Origin of the sequence: Aerococcus sp. NPDC058936, from assembly GCF_042741995.1 — a bacterium.
Classification (GTDB): domain Bacteria; phylum Bacillota; class Bacilli; order Lactobacillales; family Aerococcaceae; genus Aerococcus.
The window spans coordinates 1-19,085 of record NZ_JBHYKZ010000006.1 but is presented as its reverse complement, the minus strand read 5'-3'; the positions used below and the strand labels follow the sequence as shown (position 1 = coordinate 19,085).

General features: G+C 40.8%; 18 protein-coding genes. 15 read left to right on the top strand and 3 right to left on the bottom strand.

Annotation, left to right across the window (positions count from 1 at the left end):
- Nucleotides 1-287 precede the first annotated feature (287 nt).
- Both ACFW0C_RS05785 and ACFW0C_RS05780 read right to left on the bottom strand, forming a co-directional pair.
- Nucleotides 288-1,703, bottom strand: coding sequence for a putative glycoside hydrolase (locus ACFW0C_RS05785; RefSeq protein WP_378106161.1), 1,416 nt, complete (start codon nucleotides 1,701-1,703; stop codon nucleotides 288-290).
- 29 nt (nucleotides 1,704-1,732) lie between these two features.
- Entirely contained in the window at nucleotides 1,733-2,356 is a 624-nt protein-coding gene (locus tag ACFW0C_RS05780; protein ID WP_378106160.1) for a YkyA family protein, read from the bottom strand.
- Between the two features lie 291 nt (nucleotides 2,357-2,647).
- On the opposite strand from ACFW0C_RS05780, the gene ACFW0C_RS05775 reads away from it, so the two are divergent.
- The 3 genes from ACFW0C_RS05775 to ACFW0C_RS05765 all read left to right on the top strand — a co-directional run bounded on the left by ACFW0C_RS05775 (nucleotide 2,648) and on the right by ACFW0C_RS05765 (nucleotide 5,487).
- A complete protein-coding gene (locus ACFW0C_RS05775; RefSeq protein WP_378106159.1) occupies nucleotides 2,648-3,661 on the top strand; it encodes an alpha/beta hydrolase in 1,014 nt (337 codons plus the stop codon).
- Nucleotides 3,662-3,722: 61 nt separating this feature from the next.
- Nucleotides 3,723-4,421 (top strand): zinc metallopeptidase, encoded by a 699-nt coding sequence (locus ACFW0C_RS05770; RefSeq protein WP_290491856.1) that lies wholly within the window; start codon nucleotides 3,723-3,725, stop codon nucleotides 4,419-4,421.
- Between the two features lie 232 nt (nucleotides 4,422-4,653).
- Nucleotides 4,654-5,487 (top strand): DUF975 family protein, encoded by an 834-nt coding sequence (locus ACFW0C_RS05765; RefSeq protein WP_378106157.1) that lies wholly within the window; start codon nucleotides 4,654-4,656, stop codon nucleotides 5,485-5,487.
- 213 nt (nucleotides 5,488-5,700) lie between these two features.
- Here ACFW0C_RS05765 and glnA read toward each other — a convergent pair whose 3' ends face one another.
- The gene (gene glnA, locus ACFW0C_RS05760) at nucleotides 5,701-7,035 is read right to left on the bottom strand and encodes a type I glutamate--ammonia ligase (protein ID WP_378106155.1); all 1,335 of its coding nucleotides are present in this window, start codon (nucleotides 7,033-7,035) and stop codon (nucleotides 5,701-5,703) included.
- A 210-nt stretch (nucleotides 7,036-7,245) separates the two neighbouring features.
- On the opposite strand from glnA, the gene ACFW0C_RS05755 reads away from it, so the two are divergent.
- The 12 genes from ACFW0C_RS05755 to ACFW0C_RS05700 all read left to right on the top strand — a co-directional run bounded on the left by ACFW0C_RS05755 (nucleotide 7,246) and on the right by ACFW0C_RS05700 (nucleotide 18,901).
- Nucleotides 7,246-7,938, top strand: coding sequence for a DUF554 domain-containing protein (locus ACFW0C_RS05755; RefSeq protein ID WP_378106153.1), 693 nt, complete (start codon nucleotides 7,246-7,248; stop codon nucleotides 7,936-7,938).
- 68 nt (nucleotides 7,939-8,006) lie between these two features.
- A complete protein-coding gene (locus ACFW0C_RS05750) occupies nucleotides 8,007-8,612 on the top strand; it encodes a cyclodeaminase/cyclohydrolase family protein (RefSeq protein WP_378106151.1) in 606 nt (201 codons plus the stop codon).
- A gap of 369 nt (nucleotides 8,613-8,981) precedes the next feature.
- Nucleotides 8,982-10,517 carry an AbgT family transporter gene (locus tag ACFW0C_RS05745; protein ID WP_378106150.1) on the top strand — a complete coding sequence of 512 codons (1,536 nt, stop codon included), beginning with the start codon at nucleotides 8,982-8,984 and terminating at the stop codon, nucleotides 10,515-10,517.
- A 77-nt stretch (nucleotides 10,518-10,594) separates the two neighbouring features.
- Nucleotides 10,595-11,308, top strand: a complete 714-nt coding sequence (locus ACFW0C_RS05740) for an NAD(P)H-dependent oxidoreductase (protein WP_378106148.1) — start codon at nucleotides 10,595-10,597, stop codon at nucleotides 11,306-11,308.
- A 14-nt stretch (nucleotides 11,309-11,322) separates the two neighbouring features.
- Nucleotides 11,323-11,535 carry a hypothetical protein gene (locus tag ACFW0C_RS05735; RefSeq protein WP_003143078.1) on the top strand — a complete coding sequence of 71 codons (213 nt, stop codon included), beginning with the start codon at nucleotides 11,323-11,325 and terminating at the stop codon, nucleotides 11,533-11,535.
- 418 nt (nucleotides 11,536-11,953) lie between these two features.
- A complete protein-coding gene (tyrS, locus tag ACFW0C_RS05730; protein WP_378106146.1) occupies nucleotides 11,954-13,219 on the top strand; it encodes a tyrosine--tRNA ligase in 1,266 nt (421 codons plus the stop codon).
- Nucleotides 13,220-13,405: 186 nt separating this feature from the next.
- Nucleotides 13,406-13,927 (top strand): C40 family peptidase, encoded by a 522-nt coding sequence (locus ACFW0C_RS05725; RefSeq protein ID WP_378106145.1) that lies wholly within the window; start codon nucleotides 13,406-13,408, stop codon nucleotides 13,925-13,927.
- Between the two features lie 206 nt (nucleotides 13,928-14,133).
- Complete coding sequence (metG, locus tag ACFW0C_RS05720) at nucleotides 14,134-16,152, top strand: methionine--tRNA ligase (protein WP_378106144.1); 2,019 nt, start codon at nucleotides 14,134-14,136, stop codon at nucleotides 16,150-16,152.
- 62 nt (nucleotides 16,153-16,214) lie between these two features.
- A complete protein-coding gene (locus ACFW0C_RS05715; protein WP_378106142.1) occupies nucleotides 16,215-17,012 on the top strand; it encodes a TatD family hydrolase in 798 nt (265 codons plus the stop codon).
- Nucleotides 17,013-17,642, top strand: a complete 630-nt coding sequence (gene rnmV / locus ACFW0C_RS05710; protein ID WP_378106140.1) for a ribonuclease M5 — start codon at nucleotides 17,013-17,015, stop codon at nucleotides 17,640-17,642.
- 9 nt (nucleotides 17,643-17,651) lie between these two features.
- A complete protein-coding gene (gene rsmA, locus ACFW0C_RS05705) occupies nucleotides 17,652-18,548 on the top strand; it encodes a 16S rRNA (adenine(1518)-N(6)/adenine(1519)-N(6))-dimethyltransferase RsmA (RefSeq protein ID WP_378106139.1) in 897 nt (298 codons plus the stop codon).
- 119 nt (nucleotides 18,549-18,667) lie between these two features.
- Entirely contained in the window at nucleotides 18,668-18,901 is a 234-nt protein-coding gene (locus ACFW0C_RS05700; protein WP_371431151.1) for a Veg family protein, read from the top strand.
- The last annotated feature ends 184 nt before the right edge of the window (nucleotides 18,902-19,085 follow it).

Sequence of the window (19,085 nt, the reverse complement as noted above, 5' to 3'; positions counted from 1 at the left end):
TAGTAAGAAGGGATGTGAGGTAAGAGAGGATTAGAATAATTTCAGGGACATTTGGCTTTTACTTATCATTAAAAAGAGATCAGTTGCAAGAACATCGGCTGTATTCTCGTCAACCTCAGACAATTCGCTATCATGTTGAACATTATTTAAATAATAGGTTAATTCTTTAAAACCTGACAAACTCATTTTTTAGCTAGTCGAAAGACATTGTTTTAAAATCAAAATCTTTAATGTAAAAAAACAAAAACTCGACGCCAGCTGACGTCGAGTTTTTGCTATCCTAGGTACTATTTGTAATCTACACCTCTTGTGTAGGTGTTTGAGGCATCCCAAAGTAGGTATTCGTTGGCGCCACTTTCAATAACAGCGTCAATTTGTTCTTGTACTTCGGCAGCACCGTACTCAGCATAAGTACCTTCCGCTAGGTATGATGCGGTAAAGTCTTGTAACCAAGGTCTAGATACAGGTGATTCTTCAAGCTCAGCATTTAAAGCATTTTCTTTTTCCATATAAGCTTGTACAACTTCATATGGATATAAGTCTGGGTAGTCTAAGCCAAAGTAGCCAGGACCCCAGTGAGAAGGATAGATCATTGATGAAATAACGTCTACATTTTCTGCGATCATGTTGTAGTTTTGACCGATACCAGGTGTTGCGACAACATCTGTCACGTAACCAAAGATATCTGCAGAAACATCTACACCATATGGTTCAAGTTCTTCACGCGCATAAGCTAGGAAGTCTGCGATAACCATTTGACGGGCTTCAGTTGAAGCCTTTCCATATTCAGCGTAGTCACCCATATCGTAAGTTAAGGTTTCACCGAAAGTTTCAAATCCTTCCGGGAAGCGGACATAGTCAAATTGGATATCTTTATAACCAGCGCGAGCGGCTGATTTTGCGACTTCTACAAGATATTCCCAGTTATCTTTGTTGTATGGGTTTAAGAAGGCGTCGCCACCACCGTTAGTCCATACTTCACCGGATGCTGTTTGGAAGGTACGTGATGGATCAGCATTGGCTAGGTTGGTATCTTTAAAGGTTGTGATACGAGCGATTGGATAGATTTGTTTGTCTTCGAAGGTTTGCATGATGCCTTCGCCGTCAATACTATCTATTTCGTTGTTGTTGACCGTATCATCTTCTGAAGGTAGGTCCATAGTAATGTTCCCGTAGTCGTCTTTGACATCAAGTACAACTGAATTTAGATTGGTTTCATCTAAAAGGGCCATATTTTCATCAAATAAGGCTTGGTCGGTGGCACCGGCAGCTGATAGGTAAATTCCTTTTACCCCATCTTCAGGATAGGCAATGTCATAACCCGAATCGTATTGAAATTTTGAGGGTAAATTTTTTGGTTGGTTTAATAATGTGGTTGCTTCTGTAGAAACATTTGGTAGTTGTGCACTGTCACCTTCGCTACCTGTCGCCTCAGTGCTAGCATCTTCATCACTTGCTTCACCAGATTCACTGGTAGATTCAGCATTTTGTTCAGACGAATTGTCGCTACTTGCTGTTTGATCTTGGTTATTTTCATTGGCTAAGCCATACCAGTCTGTTCGAATCCCAAAGATTAAGGCTAAACCTAGTACAATAGCTGTGAGTAAGCTTAAAACGAGTTTCCAATTGAATTTAGGTCCTTCGTTTTTTGGGTCTAAAGTTTTCTTATTATCCGGATTTGGATTTGATTGATTGTCTTTCAAGGTTCTGGCCTCCGTTCTATTTGATTTTATTATGATTGATTTTCTGTTTGAGAAAGTTTGGCTAATGCCGTTAAGTCAGGCAACATATCCGATAAAGCTGCTTGTGACGTTTCGAAATTTCCGTTAATTTCAGCTAGGCCGTCATAGAAGGCTGCTGAGTCACTATCTTCGGCTGCCAATCTCGTGTAATAAGCATCTTCTTGTTCCAAAACAGCTTGGTAGTTTTCAATGTATGCGCTCATTTGCGTGTTGATGCTAGCAGCTAATTGGCGAGATGCATCAAAGTTGGCGAAATCTTCCCCAGCAGTGAAATCAGTTTCGTCAAATTCATTTAAACTTTCAACCTGACCTTGGAAATCTTCAAAAAGTGATTTTAATTCATCAAAATCTTCTTGTCTTGTTTGTAAGTTTTCCCGTGTTGCACCCGTGCCTGATTCAACGAAGTTGGCTAAGCTTTCGTCAGCTGCCAAATCTGCTTCAAAAGCATCTTGTAAGGCCATTTCCTGCGTTTGAATGGCCTCTAATTGGCCCATCATAGCGTCGGCGTTTTCGGATGATTTCGTCACAACTTGGTCTGGTGTGGCTGAACAAGCTGCTAATACCCCAATACTCGATCCAATGATTGCAAGGGTGGATAGTTTCTTCAATACCATTATCTATCTCCTTATTCTTTTTTACTTTATTGATCAATGAATACCATATGCATTTTTGCATAAAGTAACCAATGATAACCCATAAAGTATAATGCTCCCTTAATGATACGAGACTTAAGCAAATTACTCAAGAAATTAATATAATTTTTAGAAAACGCTAAGTAAAACGTAGGAATTCTTTTGCCAGAAATTAGGACTTTAGTCCCTATCCAAATCTGAGTGTTCAGTTATAATAGACTAAAGAATTGGTGCAAGTTTTATGATGAAGAAAGTGGGAAGGAGCGTGTGGGAATGAGTAAAAAGGACAATAACCGACTGTGGCGACTAGGGTTAGCGGTTGCTGCAACAGGTGTCGGCTATGTTTATCATGCCATGAGTCAAGAGCGATCGGTGCGCAGCAAGGTGATACAAGATGGTATGCGGATTATGCGAGAAGCTAATCGCCTCACCCCTGCCAATAGCAAGAAGCAAGCAACTGTAGACCTAGCTACACGGAGTATCAACCACGAAAACTTATTCTTTATTACCCGAGACCAAGCTTCAAAGATTCACCGTGGCCAAAAGGGTGTCATGGTCGAGCTGACGGATATTGATACTGAACCAGCTTTGGGCACTCAAGGGGATTCTCAAGAGACAGACAAAGCCTGGATTATTTATTTCCATGGCGGAAGCGGGATTCATACCTTACAAGAGCGTGAATGGGCCTTCGCCCGAAAAATAGCTAACCGTTTCGAAGATGATGCGAATGTGTCAATTCCCTTGCTGCGATCATTCGCTAATTATGACTTAGCTAGTGAAACAGGACGGTTGACCAATTTGATAGAGGAAATCGCTAAAAAAACAGGGCGTTCTCTTCGAAATGTCTATTTCCTTGCTTCAGACACTGGCGCGATTCCAGCCTTACTGGTTGCGGATCGGATGGACCAAATAGGCAGTCCAGTGCAACGGGTGATTTTACTATCACCATGGTTGAATACAAGCTTTGATGACGTCAATATCAACCCAAACGATGTTCAATTTGATGCCACCAAGGTCAATGCCTTAAAAACTATCTGGCGGGAGAAAAATCCAGCTTTAAATTATGCTAAAATGCCAATTGACTCAATGCCAGCAGTCGATTTTATTAACGGAACGCATGACAGCCACGCCTGCGACGGCCGTTGGTTACACCGCCGATTACGTGCCCATAATCATACTAGTAACTACTACCAGTTTGATTACATGCACCATGAATTTTACCTGAACAACCTACCAGAAAGTCAGGAAGTTATCGACATCATCCACCAACAAATTATAAACCCCTAACCAGCATACGCATTGGTCAGGGCGGCGTTAGCTGTTATAATATAAAAGAAGGAGTGATTCAATGTTTTTCCCCATGATGTTTGACTGGACTTATATCTTAATTATTATTGGTGCTGTAATCGCATCAATCGCAAGTGCCAACGTAAATCGAACATTTACTAAATATAGTAAATATGCCACTGCAAAGGGGATGACCGGTACCCAAGTTGCCGAATACATCTTACAATATTCAGGCATTACCAACGTTCGAGTTGAGCGTATTTCTGGGAACTTAACCGACCACTATGATCCAAGCAATAAAGTATTGCGTTTATCTGACGCCACAGCCGATTCAAAATCGATTGCTGCTATCGGTGTTGCGGCCCATGAGTGTGGCCATGCTGTTCAAGATGCCCAAGGTTATTTCATGATGACCCTACGTCAAAAAATTGTACCTGTTGTGAGTATCGGTTCAAAACTGTCTTGGCCAATCTTAATCCTTGGTGCTATGGCTGGGTTTAACGAGACCTTCATCAATATTGGGATTATTTTGTTCTCCCTAACCTTACTTTTCCAATTGGTGACTTTACCAGTCGAATTTGACGCCTCTAAACGTGCGTTACAAATTATGGAAGACGGGAATGTCCTAACTGCAACGGAATTACCATATGCCCGTAAAACTCTAAACGCTGCGGCTATGACTTACGTCGCTTCAGCAATTGCAGGTGCCTTGTCACTACTACGTGTCTTGATATTGTTTGGCGGTCGTTCTCGCGACTAAGATGTAACCTTTATTACAGGCGAAGGACAGCCTTGAGTACGACGGTATTCAAGGCTTTTCTTTTGTTTGAAATAGGTCTTAGGTTGGATGGCGAAACTTTAGAATTTGATAAAATACTTATATAAGGTTAGCTGGTCTGAAAGGCAAGTATTGCTGTCTACCAGTTTATCGATTAGACAAGTATTATATGCACATAATAAATTGATGATTTTTAATGAGGAGGTGACCGTGATTGCGAAGAAATTTAAAAGTGAAAGCTAAAGAGACGCTAAGCCAAAATACAGGTTGGTTTGTCTTATTTACCATTATTTTTTGGGCAATCGTATGGATTATTGGGACTGTACCAACTGCAGTATCCTTCGTCCTTTACCCCATCAGCATCCTTATTATGATTATCGGGATCGTTTTTATTGCCGGAGCTGAAATGGCTTATCTACGGTCATTAATGGTAAAGAATAACCAACAATCGATACGAATCCACCGTGACATCATCGGGCCCATTATGCGTGATTCAATCAAATTTGCTTGGGCAGGATGCCTACGAGGATTTTACCTACTTATGTGGTCATTGTTGTTATTTTTTCCAGCGGTTTACAAAGGTATAGGATATGCATTGACCGATTATTTAATCGTCGACTTCCCAATCCTAACAGCCTCTGAGGCCATCACAGAATCTCGCCGGATGATGCGCGGCCGGAAATGGCGATTTATCTGGCTAAACCTACGCTTCATCGGATGGTACGTATTGATTCCATTCACGCTAGGATTAGCCTACTTCTACGTCAAACCCTACCACAGCCTAGCCTTAATCAATTTCTACGAAGAAGCATTAGATGAAACGGGCTATCCGGAAAAAGTATCCCGACTAAGACAAGCTAGAAAGCACCGGACCAAAGAAGTCCTTGCAGAAGAAGACGAGTGCACGCCGAGTTCAAACCGCAATGCCAAAAAACCAGGCAACACATACCGCGGATTTACAAGAAAAGAAAAACCGTCCACATACAAAACCAATCACAGTTTTGTGGATGACAAGTATACAGACGATAAAAACTGGAACGACTTTTAAAAAGAGGGTGCGAGCTTTTGGGCAAGTTATTATGAAGTGGATAGCTGATTGCCAAAGCGAACCTGACTAGGGTGCGACACAAACTGTTGAGAAATGAATAAACCAAATTTAACGCATAATCTGAATTTCTGTTTGGGTTATGTGTTTTTTCTATTCGTATACAATAAAAAAACACGACCTAGCTTTCGCCAAGTCGTGTTCATTTTGCCTAAATTAGTATTGTTCTAAGTATGTATTCAATTCCCAGTCAGTTACTTGGTGTAGGTATTCTTGGCATTCAATACGTTTGCTTGAGATGAAGTTTGCAGTGATGTGTGCACCTAAAGCATCTTGTACAACGTTGTCGATTTCTAATTCGTCTAAAGCGCGAGATAGAGAGCTAGGTAATTTATCAATGCCACCGTTAACTAATTCATCAGCAGTCATTTTGTATACGTTACGAGAAATTGGTGCAGGTGCAACCATTTCATCTTCGATACCTTTAAGACCAGCACCTAAGATTGCAGCAAGTGCTAAGTAAGGGTTAGCCGCCGGGTCAACTGAACGTAATTCAACACGTGTTGATTTCCCACGAGCTGATGGGATACGGATTAGCGGTGAACGGTTACGTGCAGACCAAGCAATATTTACAGGTGCTTCATAACCAGAAACCAAGCGTTTGTATGAGTTAACAATCGGGTTAGCAACTGCGGTGATTGCTTTAGCATGTTCTAAGACACCAGCGATAAATTTCATAGCTGTTTCAGATAACTGTGTTTCAGAATCTGCATCAAAGAAGACGTTTTCGCTTCCTTTGAATAAAGACATGTTACAGTGCATACCAGAACCATTGATGCCGTAAATAGGTTTTGGCATGAAAGTAGCATGCAAGTTGTATTTACGCGCAACAGTTTTAACGATTAACTTGAATAATTGAATCTTATCGCAAGCATCTACAACATCAGTGTATTTAAAGTCGATTTCATGTTGGCCGATCGCAACCTCATGGTGAGAAGCTTCTATTTCAAAACCAAGATCTTCAAGTACCAATACGATTTCACGTCGACAGTTTTCACCTAAATCAACAGGCGCAACGTCGAAGTAACCACCAACATCATTTACGCGAGTCGTTGGGTTGCCGTCTTCTGCAAGTTTGAACAAGAAGAATTCTGGCTCAGGACCTAAGTTGAAAGAAGAAAAACCTAAATCATCTAATTTTTCTACCATACGTTTTAAGTTGCCACGAGGATCACCTGCAAATGGCTCACCGTCGGTTGTATAAATATCACAAATCAAGATGGCAACTTTTCTATCATCAGAACCCCAAGGGAAAACAGTCCAAGTATTCAAGTCTGGGTGTAGCTTCATATCAGCTTCTTCGATACGGACAAATCCATCAATAGAAGAACCATCGAAAGCCATTTCGTTATCTAAAGCCTTGTCTAGCTGTGAAACAGGGATTTCAACATTTTTCAAAATTCCGTTAACATCTGAAAATGCTAAACGAATAAAATGTACATTTTTTTCTTTTGCGTCTTCAAAAATTGCTTCTCTTGTCCATATTGCCATATAAATTGCTCCTTCTTTTGTTGTCCTAAATTTAACTACTTGTGTATTATGAATGTATTTTTAATATAATGCAAGGGCAAATTAACGTTTTGTGTCATAAAATATAACACGGAAACTGGATTTAACAAAATGTTAACAAGTCACACATAAAAATCTCATTATTTGTTATAATCAAATTCAAAAGAAAACGAAGATAAGAGGAGTTTGGACATGGTCATATTTGGGGCAATTGTAAACGCGATTAGCGTAGTATTTGGGGCAGGTGTGGGGTCGACATTCGGTCATCTCTTAACGAACAACACTCGAAAAGGTATCATGACAGCCGTTGCCTTGGTCGTTATATTTATTGGAATCCAGGGTGCTCTTGCAACAGAGGATCTAATCGTCATGGTGCTGTCCTTAGTGATGGGGACTTTAATCGGTGAAACAGTTGACTTCGACGGGAAATTTAACCATTTTGCTTTAAAACTCCAAGAAAGAGTAGCTGACGAAGGTGAATCTACCTTTCAAGAAGCCTTTGTATCGGCCACCTTATTCGTTGTAGTCGGCGCAATGGCGATCATTGGGTCCCTGCAGTCTGGTTTATTCCTAGACCACACCACCATGTACGCCAAATCTATCTTAGACTTTGTGTTTGTGTTTGTCTTGTCGTCAACTCTTGGAATTGGGTCAGCCTTTGCCGCTATCCCATTATTTATTTATGAAGCAGCCTTATCGCTACTATCTGCATCCATCGCGCCCTTATTAGGTGACGTCGTAACCACAGAAATTGGTGCAGTAGGGTCCCTCATTATTATGGGCTTAGGCTTCAATCTCTTACAAATTACTGACATCAAGGTCATGAACATCGCGCCATCTATGTTCGTACCAATCGTTTTAATTCCACTATTCAACTTTTTTTAACACTATTCTATAATAGAAGAAATTATTCAAACTATCACTCAAAAAATGATTAAAAGGGAGAAAATATCATGGAAATGTATACTTATATCGAAGCATTAGCCTCAAGCCAATCAGCACCAGGGGGCGGGTCAGCAGCAGCATACGCCGGCACAATGGGCGCCGCCTTAGGTAACATGGTCCTAAATATTACTATTGAAAAGCAAAAGGGGGCAGACATTGATTTGCTGACGGGTCTAGTCAATCAAATGACTAGCCACCAAGAAGCACTGTTCGCTTTGGTGCAAGGGGACGAAGACGCATCAAACCAACTATTCGGTGCATTTAAATTACCCAAAGCCACTGACCAAGAAAAAGCTGACCGCCTACAAGCGATTCAAGCGGGCTTAAAAATTGCCACAGAAGTGCCATTGGAAATCATGGACCACGCAACACAAGGCTTAGAAATTATGACCCAAGTCGCTAGCCTAGGAAGGAAGTCTGTAATGGCCGACGTCACCGTTGGGACAGCCATGCTGAAAACAGCTATTCAAGCAGCCAACGAAAATGTTGAAGAAAACGTCTTATTATTAAAGGATGAAAACCTACAAGCAACATTAGGTGCCAAAGGTAAAGACTTGATTCAAAGAAGTGAAGCCGCAATTCAAACAATCACAGAAACGGTAGCTAGCCGTTAAAGGTTCTATAATTTACAAACCCCTCTTTCGCAGGAAATACAAATCCAACAACGGAAAGAGGTGAACAGTGTGACCAATAATCATTACAAATTATTAGGATTCATACATCAATACGGTAGGGTTGAGACAAGTACAAGTAACTTATACCAAAAGAATTTGGCCTCTAGCCGTCAATAAATCTAACAAATAGATCCATATAAAGATGATATGGGTCTTTTTTTTGGGGAAAATGGAGATTATCTTCCAAGAAAAGAGTGGAAATTATAGAAAAACTTAACGAATACTTGCGAAATTTTAATGAAATATTTATAATCTAATATAATAGTGGAAAGATAAGCAAGAATTACAATAAGAAAAGAGATGAAATAAGTGGAAGAAAAACAACAAGAATCACGGTTACTCCGTTTTCTTAACAGGATTGAACGTGTAGGGAACAAAATGCCTTCACCAATTATGATCTTCATTTACCTATGTATTCTAATCATTCTAGCGTCATGGGTAATGAGTATGTTTGGGGTATCGGTTGTCAATCCGATAGATAATTCAGAGGTTGCAGTAAATAACTTGCTAACTGGCGAATACTTTGCCCGCATGATATCAGAAGCAGGGGCCAACTTTGCTGGATTCCCAGCCTTGTCAGCTGTATTAGTTATTATGCTTGGTGTTGGTATGGCTGAGAAATCAGGTTACTTTGAAGCCGTTTTAACTAACGTAGTGGAGAAAGCGCCCAAGCAATATATCTTACTGATCATCATTTTTGCAGGAGTAATTGCCAACATCGCTGGGGATGCTGGTCCAATCGTATTGCCACCGTTAGCAGCCTTAACCTTCTTGAAAATGGGATTAAACCCAATGGCCGGTGCAGTGCTAGGTTATGTCTCATCACTTGCAGCCTTTGCAGCCAACGTGATGTTGGGGATGTCTGATGCCTTAGTATTCCCCTTTACAGAATCAGCAGCACAGACTATTATGCCAGATATTGAACTCAACGTTGCGATGAACTACTATTTCATCTTCGCTTCAACATTTGTATTAGTACCAGTTATTTATTTTGTATTGACTAAAATTTCATTACCACAAATGGGGGAGTACCAACCTGAATTTGCCAGCGAGCAATTACCATCAGTTCACAAAGGTGGCTCATTATCAGACCAAGAAATCAAAGCAGTTAAATATGCAAACTGGTCATTACTAGCGACAATCGCTATTGTTGCAGTTTTAGCCTTAATACCAAATTCATTCTTAGCAAACGCTGAAACGGGCTCATTAATTTCTGATTCGCCATTTATGGACGGGATCACAGTCTTGATGACAATTATGTTCTTCGTACCGGGTTTTGTGTACGGTAAGATGACCGGCCAAGTCAAAGACTCACACGACTTATCTCGGATGTTATCTACATCAATGGCTGATATGGGAAGCTTCATCGTGATCATCTTCTTCTCAAGTCAAATGATGGCGTACTTCTCATGGTCTAACATGGGGACAGTCATTGCGATTTCAGGCGCAAGCTTACTAGAAAGCGCCAATGGTATCGCCTTAATCATCGGATTCATTTTATTATCAATGTTCGTTGACTTCTTTATTGGTTCCGCTTCGGCAAAATGGGCAATCCTGGCACCAATCTTTGTCCCAATGTTCATGCTATTAGGTTATCACCCAGCATTCACCCAAATGCTTTACCGTATTGGTGATGGGATTATTAACCCATTAACACCAATGCAAGCTTACATTCCGGTAGTTCTAGCAGTATTATACAAATACGACAAGCGTTCTGGTTTAGGAACGTTAATGTCTAACGTATTACCATACTCAGTAGCCATCGGTATTGCGTGGATTATTATGGCAGTCATCTGGTATCTAATTGGTATTCCAGTTGGACCAAATTCACCAGCTTTATTATAAAAATCATTCAATATAAATTTTGCAAGCAGTCTACTTGGTTAGGCTGCTTTTCTTATGTAAAATAGTCTTATGATAAAATGACTACAAATAATGAGAAAGTAGGCGAATCAATGGCAAGAGTGATCTTTGGTGGACATCCAGAAATGGCGACATCAGCGTCCCACCAATTTCTGTATGAAGCCAGACCAAGTACCGTTCCTTTTATCCAAATTGAACGACCATTCACTGAAGCAAATGTGACAGCTTATCAAGAAGCTATCCTAGCGTCAGACAGATGGTTTCTTCAATTTCCATTATTTTGGTATCAAGCACCCGGTTTAGTGTCGGATTTTATTCAAGAAGTCTTTAACAATGAATTTTTAGATACCTATAGTACAAATTTAAAAGGTAAAGAATTTGGTGTAATCATCTCAGTGGGTGTGCCTTTAAGACAGTATCAAGCAGGTGGTCGGGAACAAGTAACCATTTCAGAGTTACTTCGACCTTACCAATCCTTCGCACGTGCGATTGGCTTGAATTACTTGCCACCATTTGTCCTTGCCCAACATTCCTACCAACCAGAACATATCCAGCAAGACAATCTAGTCCGTTTTAGACAATACCTAGAACTACCAAACCAGGCAAAATTTGCTGAGCGAAACGCTTGGTTGATCGCACAATTAAAAGACATTGCAGGCGATTTTGATCAACCATTACAAGAGCAACTAAATCTGGTTGCTGAAGAATGGGCAGAGGAAATGGATAATCTAGGCGATATTGAAGCGCAACTACCTAAAACAAGCTGGCGTTAAGAGGGGCACATCATATGACGGCATTAAACAAGGAGACTAGAACCGGAATGGAAAATGACTTGAAATGGACCGAGGCGATCATTGATCAAGCCATCGAAACGGCAACAGACTATGCAACAATCGCCATACTAAAAAAAGTGAAAGCTGAAATCGCTGAAACCGACAAACGTCTATTCCAAGCCCAAGGCAATTTAGACGGCCTAGCATGGAACCACGAAGAATGGTAATTGGATAGAAGAGAAAGCATATCAGTATCAATCGATAGTAGAAAAAGACATCAAAACTGCTTGACTTATCCAATGACTTTGATAAAATTCAGTGAGAAGCGAAAGCTTCACACGCAAATAATCTTGTGCAAGGAATGCACTATGGCACCAAGTCAATTGGTGGAGTAGCAATAAATCTGGTAATTAGCGAACTAGTGGTGGGTGAAAACTAGTCAAGGATTGATAGTGAATTACACATAGCAGTACAAATTCCGCCGGCTAGTGCCCGATAACGCACAAAGAGAGGTTATAAACTAGATGTTTATAACAATTTGGGTGGTAACACGGTAATTGATCGTCCCTGTCTAGGTTTTTCCAATTGGAAGAGCTTAGGGCAGGGGCTTTTTTTATTTTATAAAAGGGAAAAGGAGCGAAAAATATGAACATTATTGAAGAATTAGAATGGCGGGGCGCCATCAACCAGCAAACAGACGAAGACGGTCTAAAAGCCTACATCAAAGACAACAAAATCAGCCTATACTGCGGTGTTGACCCAACTGGTGACTCACTACATATCGGTCACTTAATTCCATTTATGGTCCTTAAACGATTCCAATTAGCAGGACACCGTCCAGTTATCTTAATCGGTGGGGCAACTGGTTCAATCGGTGACCCATCAGGTAAATCGGAAGAACGTAACCTACAAACTATGGAACAAGTAGAAGACAACGCCCGCAAATTAGCTAGCCAAATGGAAAACTTATTCCTAAAAGAAAAAGACGCCGACTTCCGTATGGTCAACAACTACGATTGGACCAAAAACCTGACTTTACTTGATTTCTTACGTAATATTGGGAAACGTTTCAACGTGAATACCATGATCAAAAAAGACATCGTTGCTTCACGATTAGAAACAGGGATTTCATTTACAGAATTCTCATACCAAATCCTTCAATCAATGGACTTCCTACACCTTTTTGAAAACGAGGACGTTCGTCTACAAATCGGTGGGGCCGACCAATGGGGCAACATCACATCAGGTTTAGAATTAATTCGTAAAGAAGCTGGAGCAGACGCAGAAGCCTTTGGATTAACTATTCCATTAATGTTGAAATCGGATGGCACTAAATTCGGTAAAACTGCCGGTGGTGCGATTTGGCTAGACCCAGAAAAAACGTCACCATACGAATTCTACCAATTCTGGTTAAACCAAAACGATGCAGACGTCGTGAAATACTTGAAATACTTTACCTTCTTAAATAAAGAAGAAATCGAAGCCCTAGAAGAAAAAGTAGCTACTCAACCAGAAAAACGTGAAGCACAACGTCGTTTAGCAGAAGAAATGACTACTTTTGTTCACGGTCAAACAGGCTTACAAGATGCCCAAACCATCACAGAAGCCTTATTCTCAGGCAATATCCAAGACCTATCAGCCAAACAAATTGAACAAGGTTTCGGTAACATGCCAGGGTCAACAATGCCTAAAGAAGGCAACAATTTAGCCGTTTGGTTAGTAGACGCAGGCATCGAAGGATCACGTCGTCAATCACGCGAAGACATCAACAACGGCGCCATCTACATCAACGGTCAACGCCTACAAGACGTCGACTACGAAATCTCAGCAGCAGATGCCATCGAAGGCAAATACATCGTTGTTCGTCGCGGTAAGAAAAAATATTTCTTAGTAACCATCGAAGGCGCGTAAATATTAATATAGAAAAGATGAAAGACTTGGACCCCGGTTCAGGTCTTTTTTTGACGCATTTTGCCCCCAATCCGTATACGTGAAAACACCCAGAAAACGCTTGGTAAAACTTGTGTAAATCCTATAGCAACAAGGATTTTAACCTGATATGATAGCCCTGTTATAACCAATAAAGGAGTGATCAATATGTTTAGAAAAAGAAGTTTCTTGTACTTGCTGTCCGCCTTATACACAGTGGCTGCGCTCGCCTTTCCCGCACAAGCCATTGAGGCCAAGGGAAAGGGCACAACAGCATCAATACCAGCTAGCGACCAAAATGCACACCTACCATTCAAGACCGCAACAACTAAGCGGCAAGCCATCCTGATCACAGCCAATGATTTGATTGGCATTCCTTATGTTTGGGGTGGCAATGATTTATCTGGGTTTGATTGCTCCGGTTTTATTGAATATATTTTCAAGGCAAACGGCTTATATATGCCACGTACAACCAATCAACAGCAATATTTTGGCCAACCTGTAGACTTAAACAATGTTCAACCTGGCGACCTATATTTTTTTGAAGAAGACGACCAGGTTTACCACGTCGCCTTAGCCCTTGAGGATGGCTATTATTTACACGCGCCAAGTCCGGGAAAGGCTGTTTCATACGGTCATGTTGGCCGCTTTGCCCCACAGTTTGCTAACCGGGTGATGAATGACCTGTAAGCAATTAGTCTAGTAAGTAGATAATTAGGTGGACTAGTGGATTAGCTTAGGACAGATTCACCATTTTTCAAATTGAATCATTAGCATATTATCAATTATTCGTGACACGAGTGATCGTAAATGTCGTCGAACCCCATTAAAATACTGATAAATTATGATATACTATTACGGAAAGAGAATAGACAAATATTAGGGGGCACTCATTCGTGGCTGAAAATAAGGAAACATTTTATATTACTACACCGATTTATTACCCAAGTGGTAAATTACATATCGGAAATACATATACAACAGTAGCATCTGACACACTTGCGCGTTACAAACGTGCGAACGGTTTTGATGTGATGTTTTTAACTGGTGCCGACGAGCACGGACAAAAAATCCAACAAAAAGCTGAAGAACAAGGCATTTCACCGCAAGAATACGTTGATGGTATGGCGGCTGGCATGCAAAAACTTTGGAAGACAATGAAGATTTCAAATGATATTTTCATGCGTACTTCAAGCCAACAACATATTGAAGCCATTCAATACATCTTCGATCGCTTATTAGAACAAGGCGATATATACCTAGGTGAATATGAAGGTTGGTACTCGGTTTCTGATGAAGAGTTCTTCACTGAAACCCAATTAGAAGAAGTTTACAAAGATGAAAATGGTAAAGTTATCGGTGGTAAAGCGCCATCTGGTCACGACGTAGAATTAGTAAAAGAAGAATCTTACTTCTTCAAGATGAGTAAATACGCTGATCGTTTACTAGAATACTACGAACAAAACCCAACATTCATCCAACCTGAAACCCGTAAAAATGAAATGATTAACAACTTCATTAAACCTGGTCTAGAAGACTTGGCGGTTTCACGTACATCATTCAACTGGGGGGTGCCGGTTAAATCTAACCCTAAACACGTAGTCTACGTTTGGATTGACGCCTTAGCCAACTATATTACAGCTTTAGGCTATCCCAATGCGGATGCTGAAAACTTTGACAAATATTGGCCAGCAAATATCCATTTTGTAGGGAAAGAAATCGTTCGTTTCCATACGATTTATTGGCCAATTATGTTGATGGCATTAGACTTACCACTACCAAAACAAATCTTTGGTCACGGTTGGTTATTGATGCAAGATGGTAAAATGTCTAAATCTAAAGGGAACGTTGTTTACCCTGAAATGTTGGTTGAGCGCTACGGTTTAGATGCCTTACGTTACTACTTAATGCGTGAAGTGAAATTTGGTCATGACGGGATCTTTACCCCTGACAACTTCATCAACCGGATTAACTACGACTTAGCCAATGACTTAGGAAACTTATTGAACCGTACTGTTTCAATGGTTAACAAGTACTTAGGCGGTCAAGTCGGTGCTTACCCAGGTCAAATTACGGACTTTGATGCACCATTAGAAGACCTCATCACAACAGAAGTAGCGGCATACCGTCAATCGATGGATGACCTACAATTCAGTGTAGCCTTAGACCATGTTTGGGAAATCATCTCTCGTACCAACAAATACATTGATGAAACAGCACCTTGGATCTTGGCTAAAGATGAAGCAGAAGCAGGTAAATTGCAATCAGTGATGTACCACTTGGTGGACTCACTACGTGTGATTGCCATCCTAATTCAACCAGTGATGGTGGAAACGCCAGCTAACATCTTTGAACAATTAGGTTTAGATTTCGACGCTGATGCAGGCTTTGAAAATGCAAAAGTTGGTTTATACCCAGAAACTGCGAAAGTAGTTGAAAAAGGGCAACCAATCTTCCCACGACTAGACCACGATGAAGAAGTAGCTTATATCCAAGCACAAATGGCGGCCAATAAACCAGCTGGTGACGATGAAGAAGACGAAAACTTCAACCCTGAAGAAACGGAATTGGTATCTGTTAAAGATAGCCAAATCAAATATGATGTATTTGATAAAGTTGAAATCAAGGTTGCTGAAGTGATTGATGCTGACTTCGTTGAAGGAGCAGACAAATTATTGAAATTCAGATTGGACGCAGGAGACAAGGGTCACCGTCAAATCCTATCTGGTATTCGTGAATTCTATCCAGATCCAAGTGTTTTAATCGGGAAAAAAGTTTGCATCATCGCTAACTTAAAACCGCGTAAGATGAAGGGTGAAGTTTCTCAAGGAATGATCCTTTCTGCAGAACACGAGGGTAAATTACAAGTTGTATTTGCACCTGAAGATGCTTCTAATGGTAGTGAAATAGCTTAATGATAACGTGATGAAGGGGCTGGTTGTCACAGCCCCTTTTTCTAAGTTAAGAAAGGAAAAATATGTTATTTGATACGCACACACATTTAAATGTGGATGATTTTAATGACGACCGCGATGAAACCATTACTCGGGCTAGACATGCTGGGGTAAAGGGATTTGCCCTAGTAGGTTTTAACTACAATACCATTAACCGGGCCCAAGAAATGGTCAAGAAAAATGGGGACATGGTTGGCATTTACGGCTGGCATCCAACCGAGGCAGTGGATTACAATGGCGAAGCTGAAAAATATCTGCTATCTACTTTAGAAGATGACAGGGTAGTGGCACTTGGAGAAACGGGCTTGGACTATTATTGGGATACCAGTCCCCGTGATGTACAAGAGAAAGTTTTCCGCCGTCAACTAGCGATTGCCCGCGAATTACATTTACCCATTGTCATCCATAACCGGGACGCGACGGCTGATTGTTACAACATTTTAAAAGAGGAAAAAGTGGGCGACTTCGGTGGCATTATGCATTCCTTTGGTGAAACACCTGAATGGGCCGAGAAATTCCTAGATTTAGGCATGCACGTCTCTTTTTCGGGGGTATCGACCTTTAAAAAGACAGTCGAAGTGCGGGAAGCAGCGAAATTGGTGCCAGATGATAAGATTTTGATTGAGACAGATTCGCCGTATTTAGCGCCGGTACCAAAACGAGGCAAACGTAATGAATCAGCTTTTGTGGCCTATGTAGCAGAAACTTTGGCGGCAACACGTGAAAGTGCCATTGCTGACTTTGAAGCGCAAACCTTCCAAAATGCTTTGGATTTATTCGCACTGAATTTTGATGGCCAACAATTAGTCAAGAGAAAGTAGATGCGTGATATGACAGCTGAAGACAAACAGGGAGAGATGGCGAAAGCTGAAAAACCATCTACAAAACAAAAGAAACGGATTAAACAAGTAATTGTGGTTGAGGGCAAGTCAGATACCCAACGGTTAAACCGGCTATACCAAGTCACAACGATTGAAACTAACGGGTCAGCGGTTGATGAACGGACCTTGCTTGAAATCAAGAAAGCTCATGAACTTCATGGGGTAATTGTCTTTACAGATCCAGATATCTCTGGCATTAAGATTCGACAAGCAGTTGTGGATGCTGTGCCAGGTGTTCAACATGCCTTTATTCAACGAGATGAGGCGAAGCCAAGTCATAAGGGGAGTTTAGGGGTTGAGCATGCCTCTGATACAGCGATTGAAAAGGCGATGGCCAATGTATACCAGTTGGCTGATCCAGCGAAGGCTGACCTTGAGCCTATCGCACAAAAAGACTTGATTGCCTTAAGGTTGATTGGGACGCCGGATGCCAAAGACAGAAGAGACTACTTATCTAGCCAGCTACACTTGGGTTATGTCAACGGCAAGCAGCTTGCGAAACGATTAGCCCTTTTTCAGATATCATTAAACCAAGTGGCAGCAGTGCTTGAAAATTACCAAAAGAAATAGGTGAAAATTATGAATCAACCATTTAAATATATCGCAACGCCGTCAAGAACGGGTGCTATCCTAAAGAAATTTAATTTAGATGCAAAAAAATCTTTGGGACAAAACTTCCTGACTGAACCGCAAATCCTACAACATATGGTGGACGTGGCTGGGGTGGACAAGGATACCAACGCTATTGAAATCGGACCGGGGATTGGGGCTTTAACGGAGTTTTTAGCCATCAATGCCAAGGAAGTATTGGCTTTTGAAATTGACCAACGCTTGTTGCCAGTTTTAGCAGATACCCTAAGTGACTACGACAATGTAACAATCAAGCACCAAGATATCTTGGAAGCGGACTTGAATGCAACAATGGCGGCCTTTCCACCTGCTGAGCGGACGGTTGTAGTGGCTAACTTGCCTTATTATATTACAACGCCAATCATCTTCAACTTACTTGAAGCCAGCTTCCACTTCGACCAATTCATCTTGATGATGCAAAAAGAGGTGGCAGAAAGATTGACAGCATCACCAGGAACGAAGGCTTACGGGTCATTATCAGTAGCTATTCAATATTACTGTGACGCGGAAATTGCCTTTACCGTACCACGGACTGTTTTTAACCCACAACCTAACGTAGATTCAGCTATCTTGGCCTTAAACAAGCTAGATAAACCAAGAATTACTGTTGAAAATGAAGAATTTTTCTTCCATTTAGTTCGGTCTAGTTTCAAACAACGACGTAAGACCATTTGGAATAACTTACGGGCTGCCTTTGGAAAAGAAGAAGCCGTCGTTGAAAAAATGGTAAAAGCCCTTGAAGTTGCAGGTATTGACCAAAAGCAACGGGCAGAAACATTAACGATTGCAGATTTTGGACACTTGGCAGACGCCTTGTATAAAGAAGACTTAACCTTCCAAGATTAAGATTATCTGGCTAAAATTCTCACCTATTTCTACCATTATTATTGTTGACAATAAAAGACAAAAATGGTATTTAAATATCTTGCATTTTATGGTATACTTTATGGTAGAGAGGTGAGGGCATGCCAAATAATATTGCAATGATTAAAGCGGAACTTGAAGGAAAAATTGGTGAACGCGTCCATCTAACACAACAGATTGGTCGTAAACGCGTGATGAAACGCCAAGGGGTGCTAAGTGACACTTTCCCTGCTGTTTTTGTGGTTGAACTAGACCAAGAAGAAAACAAATTTGAACGCATCTGCTATAGCTATTCTGATGTGTTAACTGAATCAGTTGAAATCGAATTCGAATAAGCGATTGAAATGATATATACATTATATACGACATTGAAAACCGTCAGTATCTAGCTTCATCTGTGAAGTGCTTGATATTGTGGTTTTTTGGCTCTTCGTCAAATAGGACTGATGAGTAATTTCTACCAGGTAATCATTAGATTGCCTGGCTTTTTATATATTCTTTTCCATTATTCATTTTCAT

Bases quoted from the DNA above. Each gene is read 5' to 3' on its own strand.
- ACFW0C_RS05725 (WP_378106145.1), top strand. From the start codon at position 13,406: ATGTTTAGAAAAAGAAGTTTCTTGTACTTGCTGTCCGCCTTATACACA.
- ACFW0C_RS05750 (WP_378106151.1), top strand. From the start codon at position 8,007: ATGGAAATGTATACTTATATCGAAGCATTAGCCTCAAGCCAATCAGCA.
- ACFW0C_RS05700 (WP_371431151.1), top strand. From the start codon at position 18,668: ATGCCAAATAATATTGCAATGATTAAAGCGGAACTTGAAGGAAAAATT.
- rnmV (WP_378106140.1), top strand. From the start codon at position 17,013: ATGCGTGATATGACAGCTGAAGACAAACAGGGAGAGATGGCGAAAGCT.
- ACFW0C_RS05775 (WP_378106159.1), top strand. From the start codon at position 2,648: ATGAGTAAAAAGGACAATAACCGACTGTGGCGACTAGGGTTAGCGGTT.
- ACFW0C_RS05770 (WP_290491856.1), top strand. From the start codon at position 3,723: ATGTTTTTCCCCATGATGTTTGACTGGACTTATATCTTAATTATTATT.
- rsmA (WP_378106139.1), top strand. From the start codon at position 17,652: ATGAATCAACCATTTAAATATATCGCAACGCCGTCAAGAACGGGTGCT.
- tyrS (WP_378106146.1), top strand. From the start codon at position 11,954: ATGAACATTATTGAAGAATTAGAATGGCGGGGCGCCATCAACCAGCAA.
- ACFW0C_RS05780 (WP_378106160.1), bottom strand. From the start codon at position 2,356: ATGGTATTGAAGAAACTATCCACCCTTGCAATCATTGGATCGAGTATT.
- ACFW0C_RS05715 (WP_378106142.1), top strand. From the start codon at position 16,215: ATGTTATTTGATACGCACACACATTTAAATGTGGATGATTTTAATGAC.
- glnA (WP_378106155.1), bottom strand. From the start codon at position 7,035: ATGGCAATATGGACAAGAGAAGCAATTTTTGAAGACGCAAAAGAAAAA.
- ACFW0C_RS05735 (WP_003143078.1), top strand. From the start codon at position 11,323: ATGACGGCATTAAACAAGGAGACTAGAACCGGAATGGAAAATGACTTG.
- ACFW0C_RS05755 (WP_378106153.1), top strand. From the start codon at position 7,246: ATGGTCATATTTGGGGCAATTGTAAACGCGATTAGCGTAGTATTTGGG.
- ACFW0C_RS05740 (WP_378106148.1), top strand. From the start codon at position 10,595: ATGACTACAAATAATGAGAAAGTAGGCGAATCAATGGCAAGAGTGATC.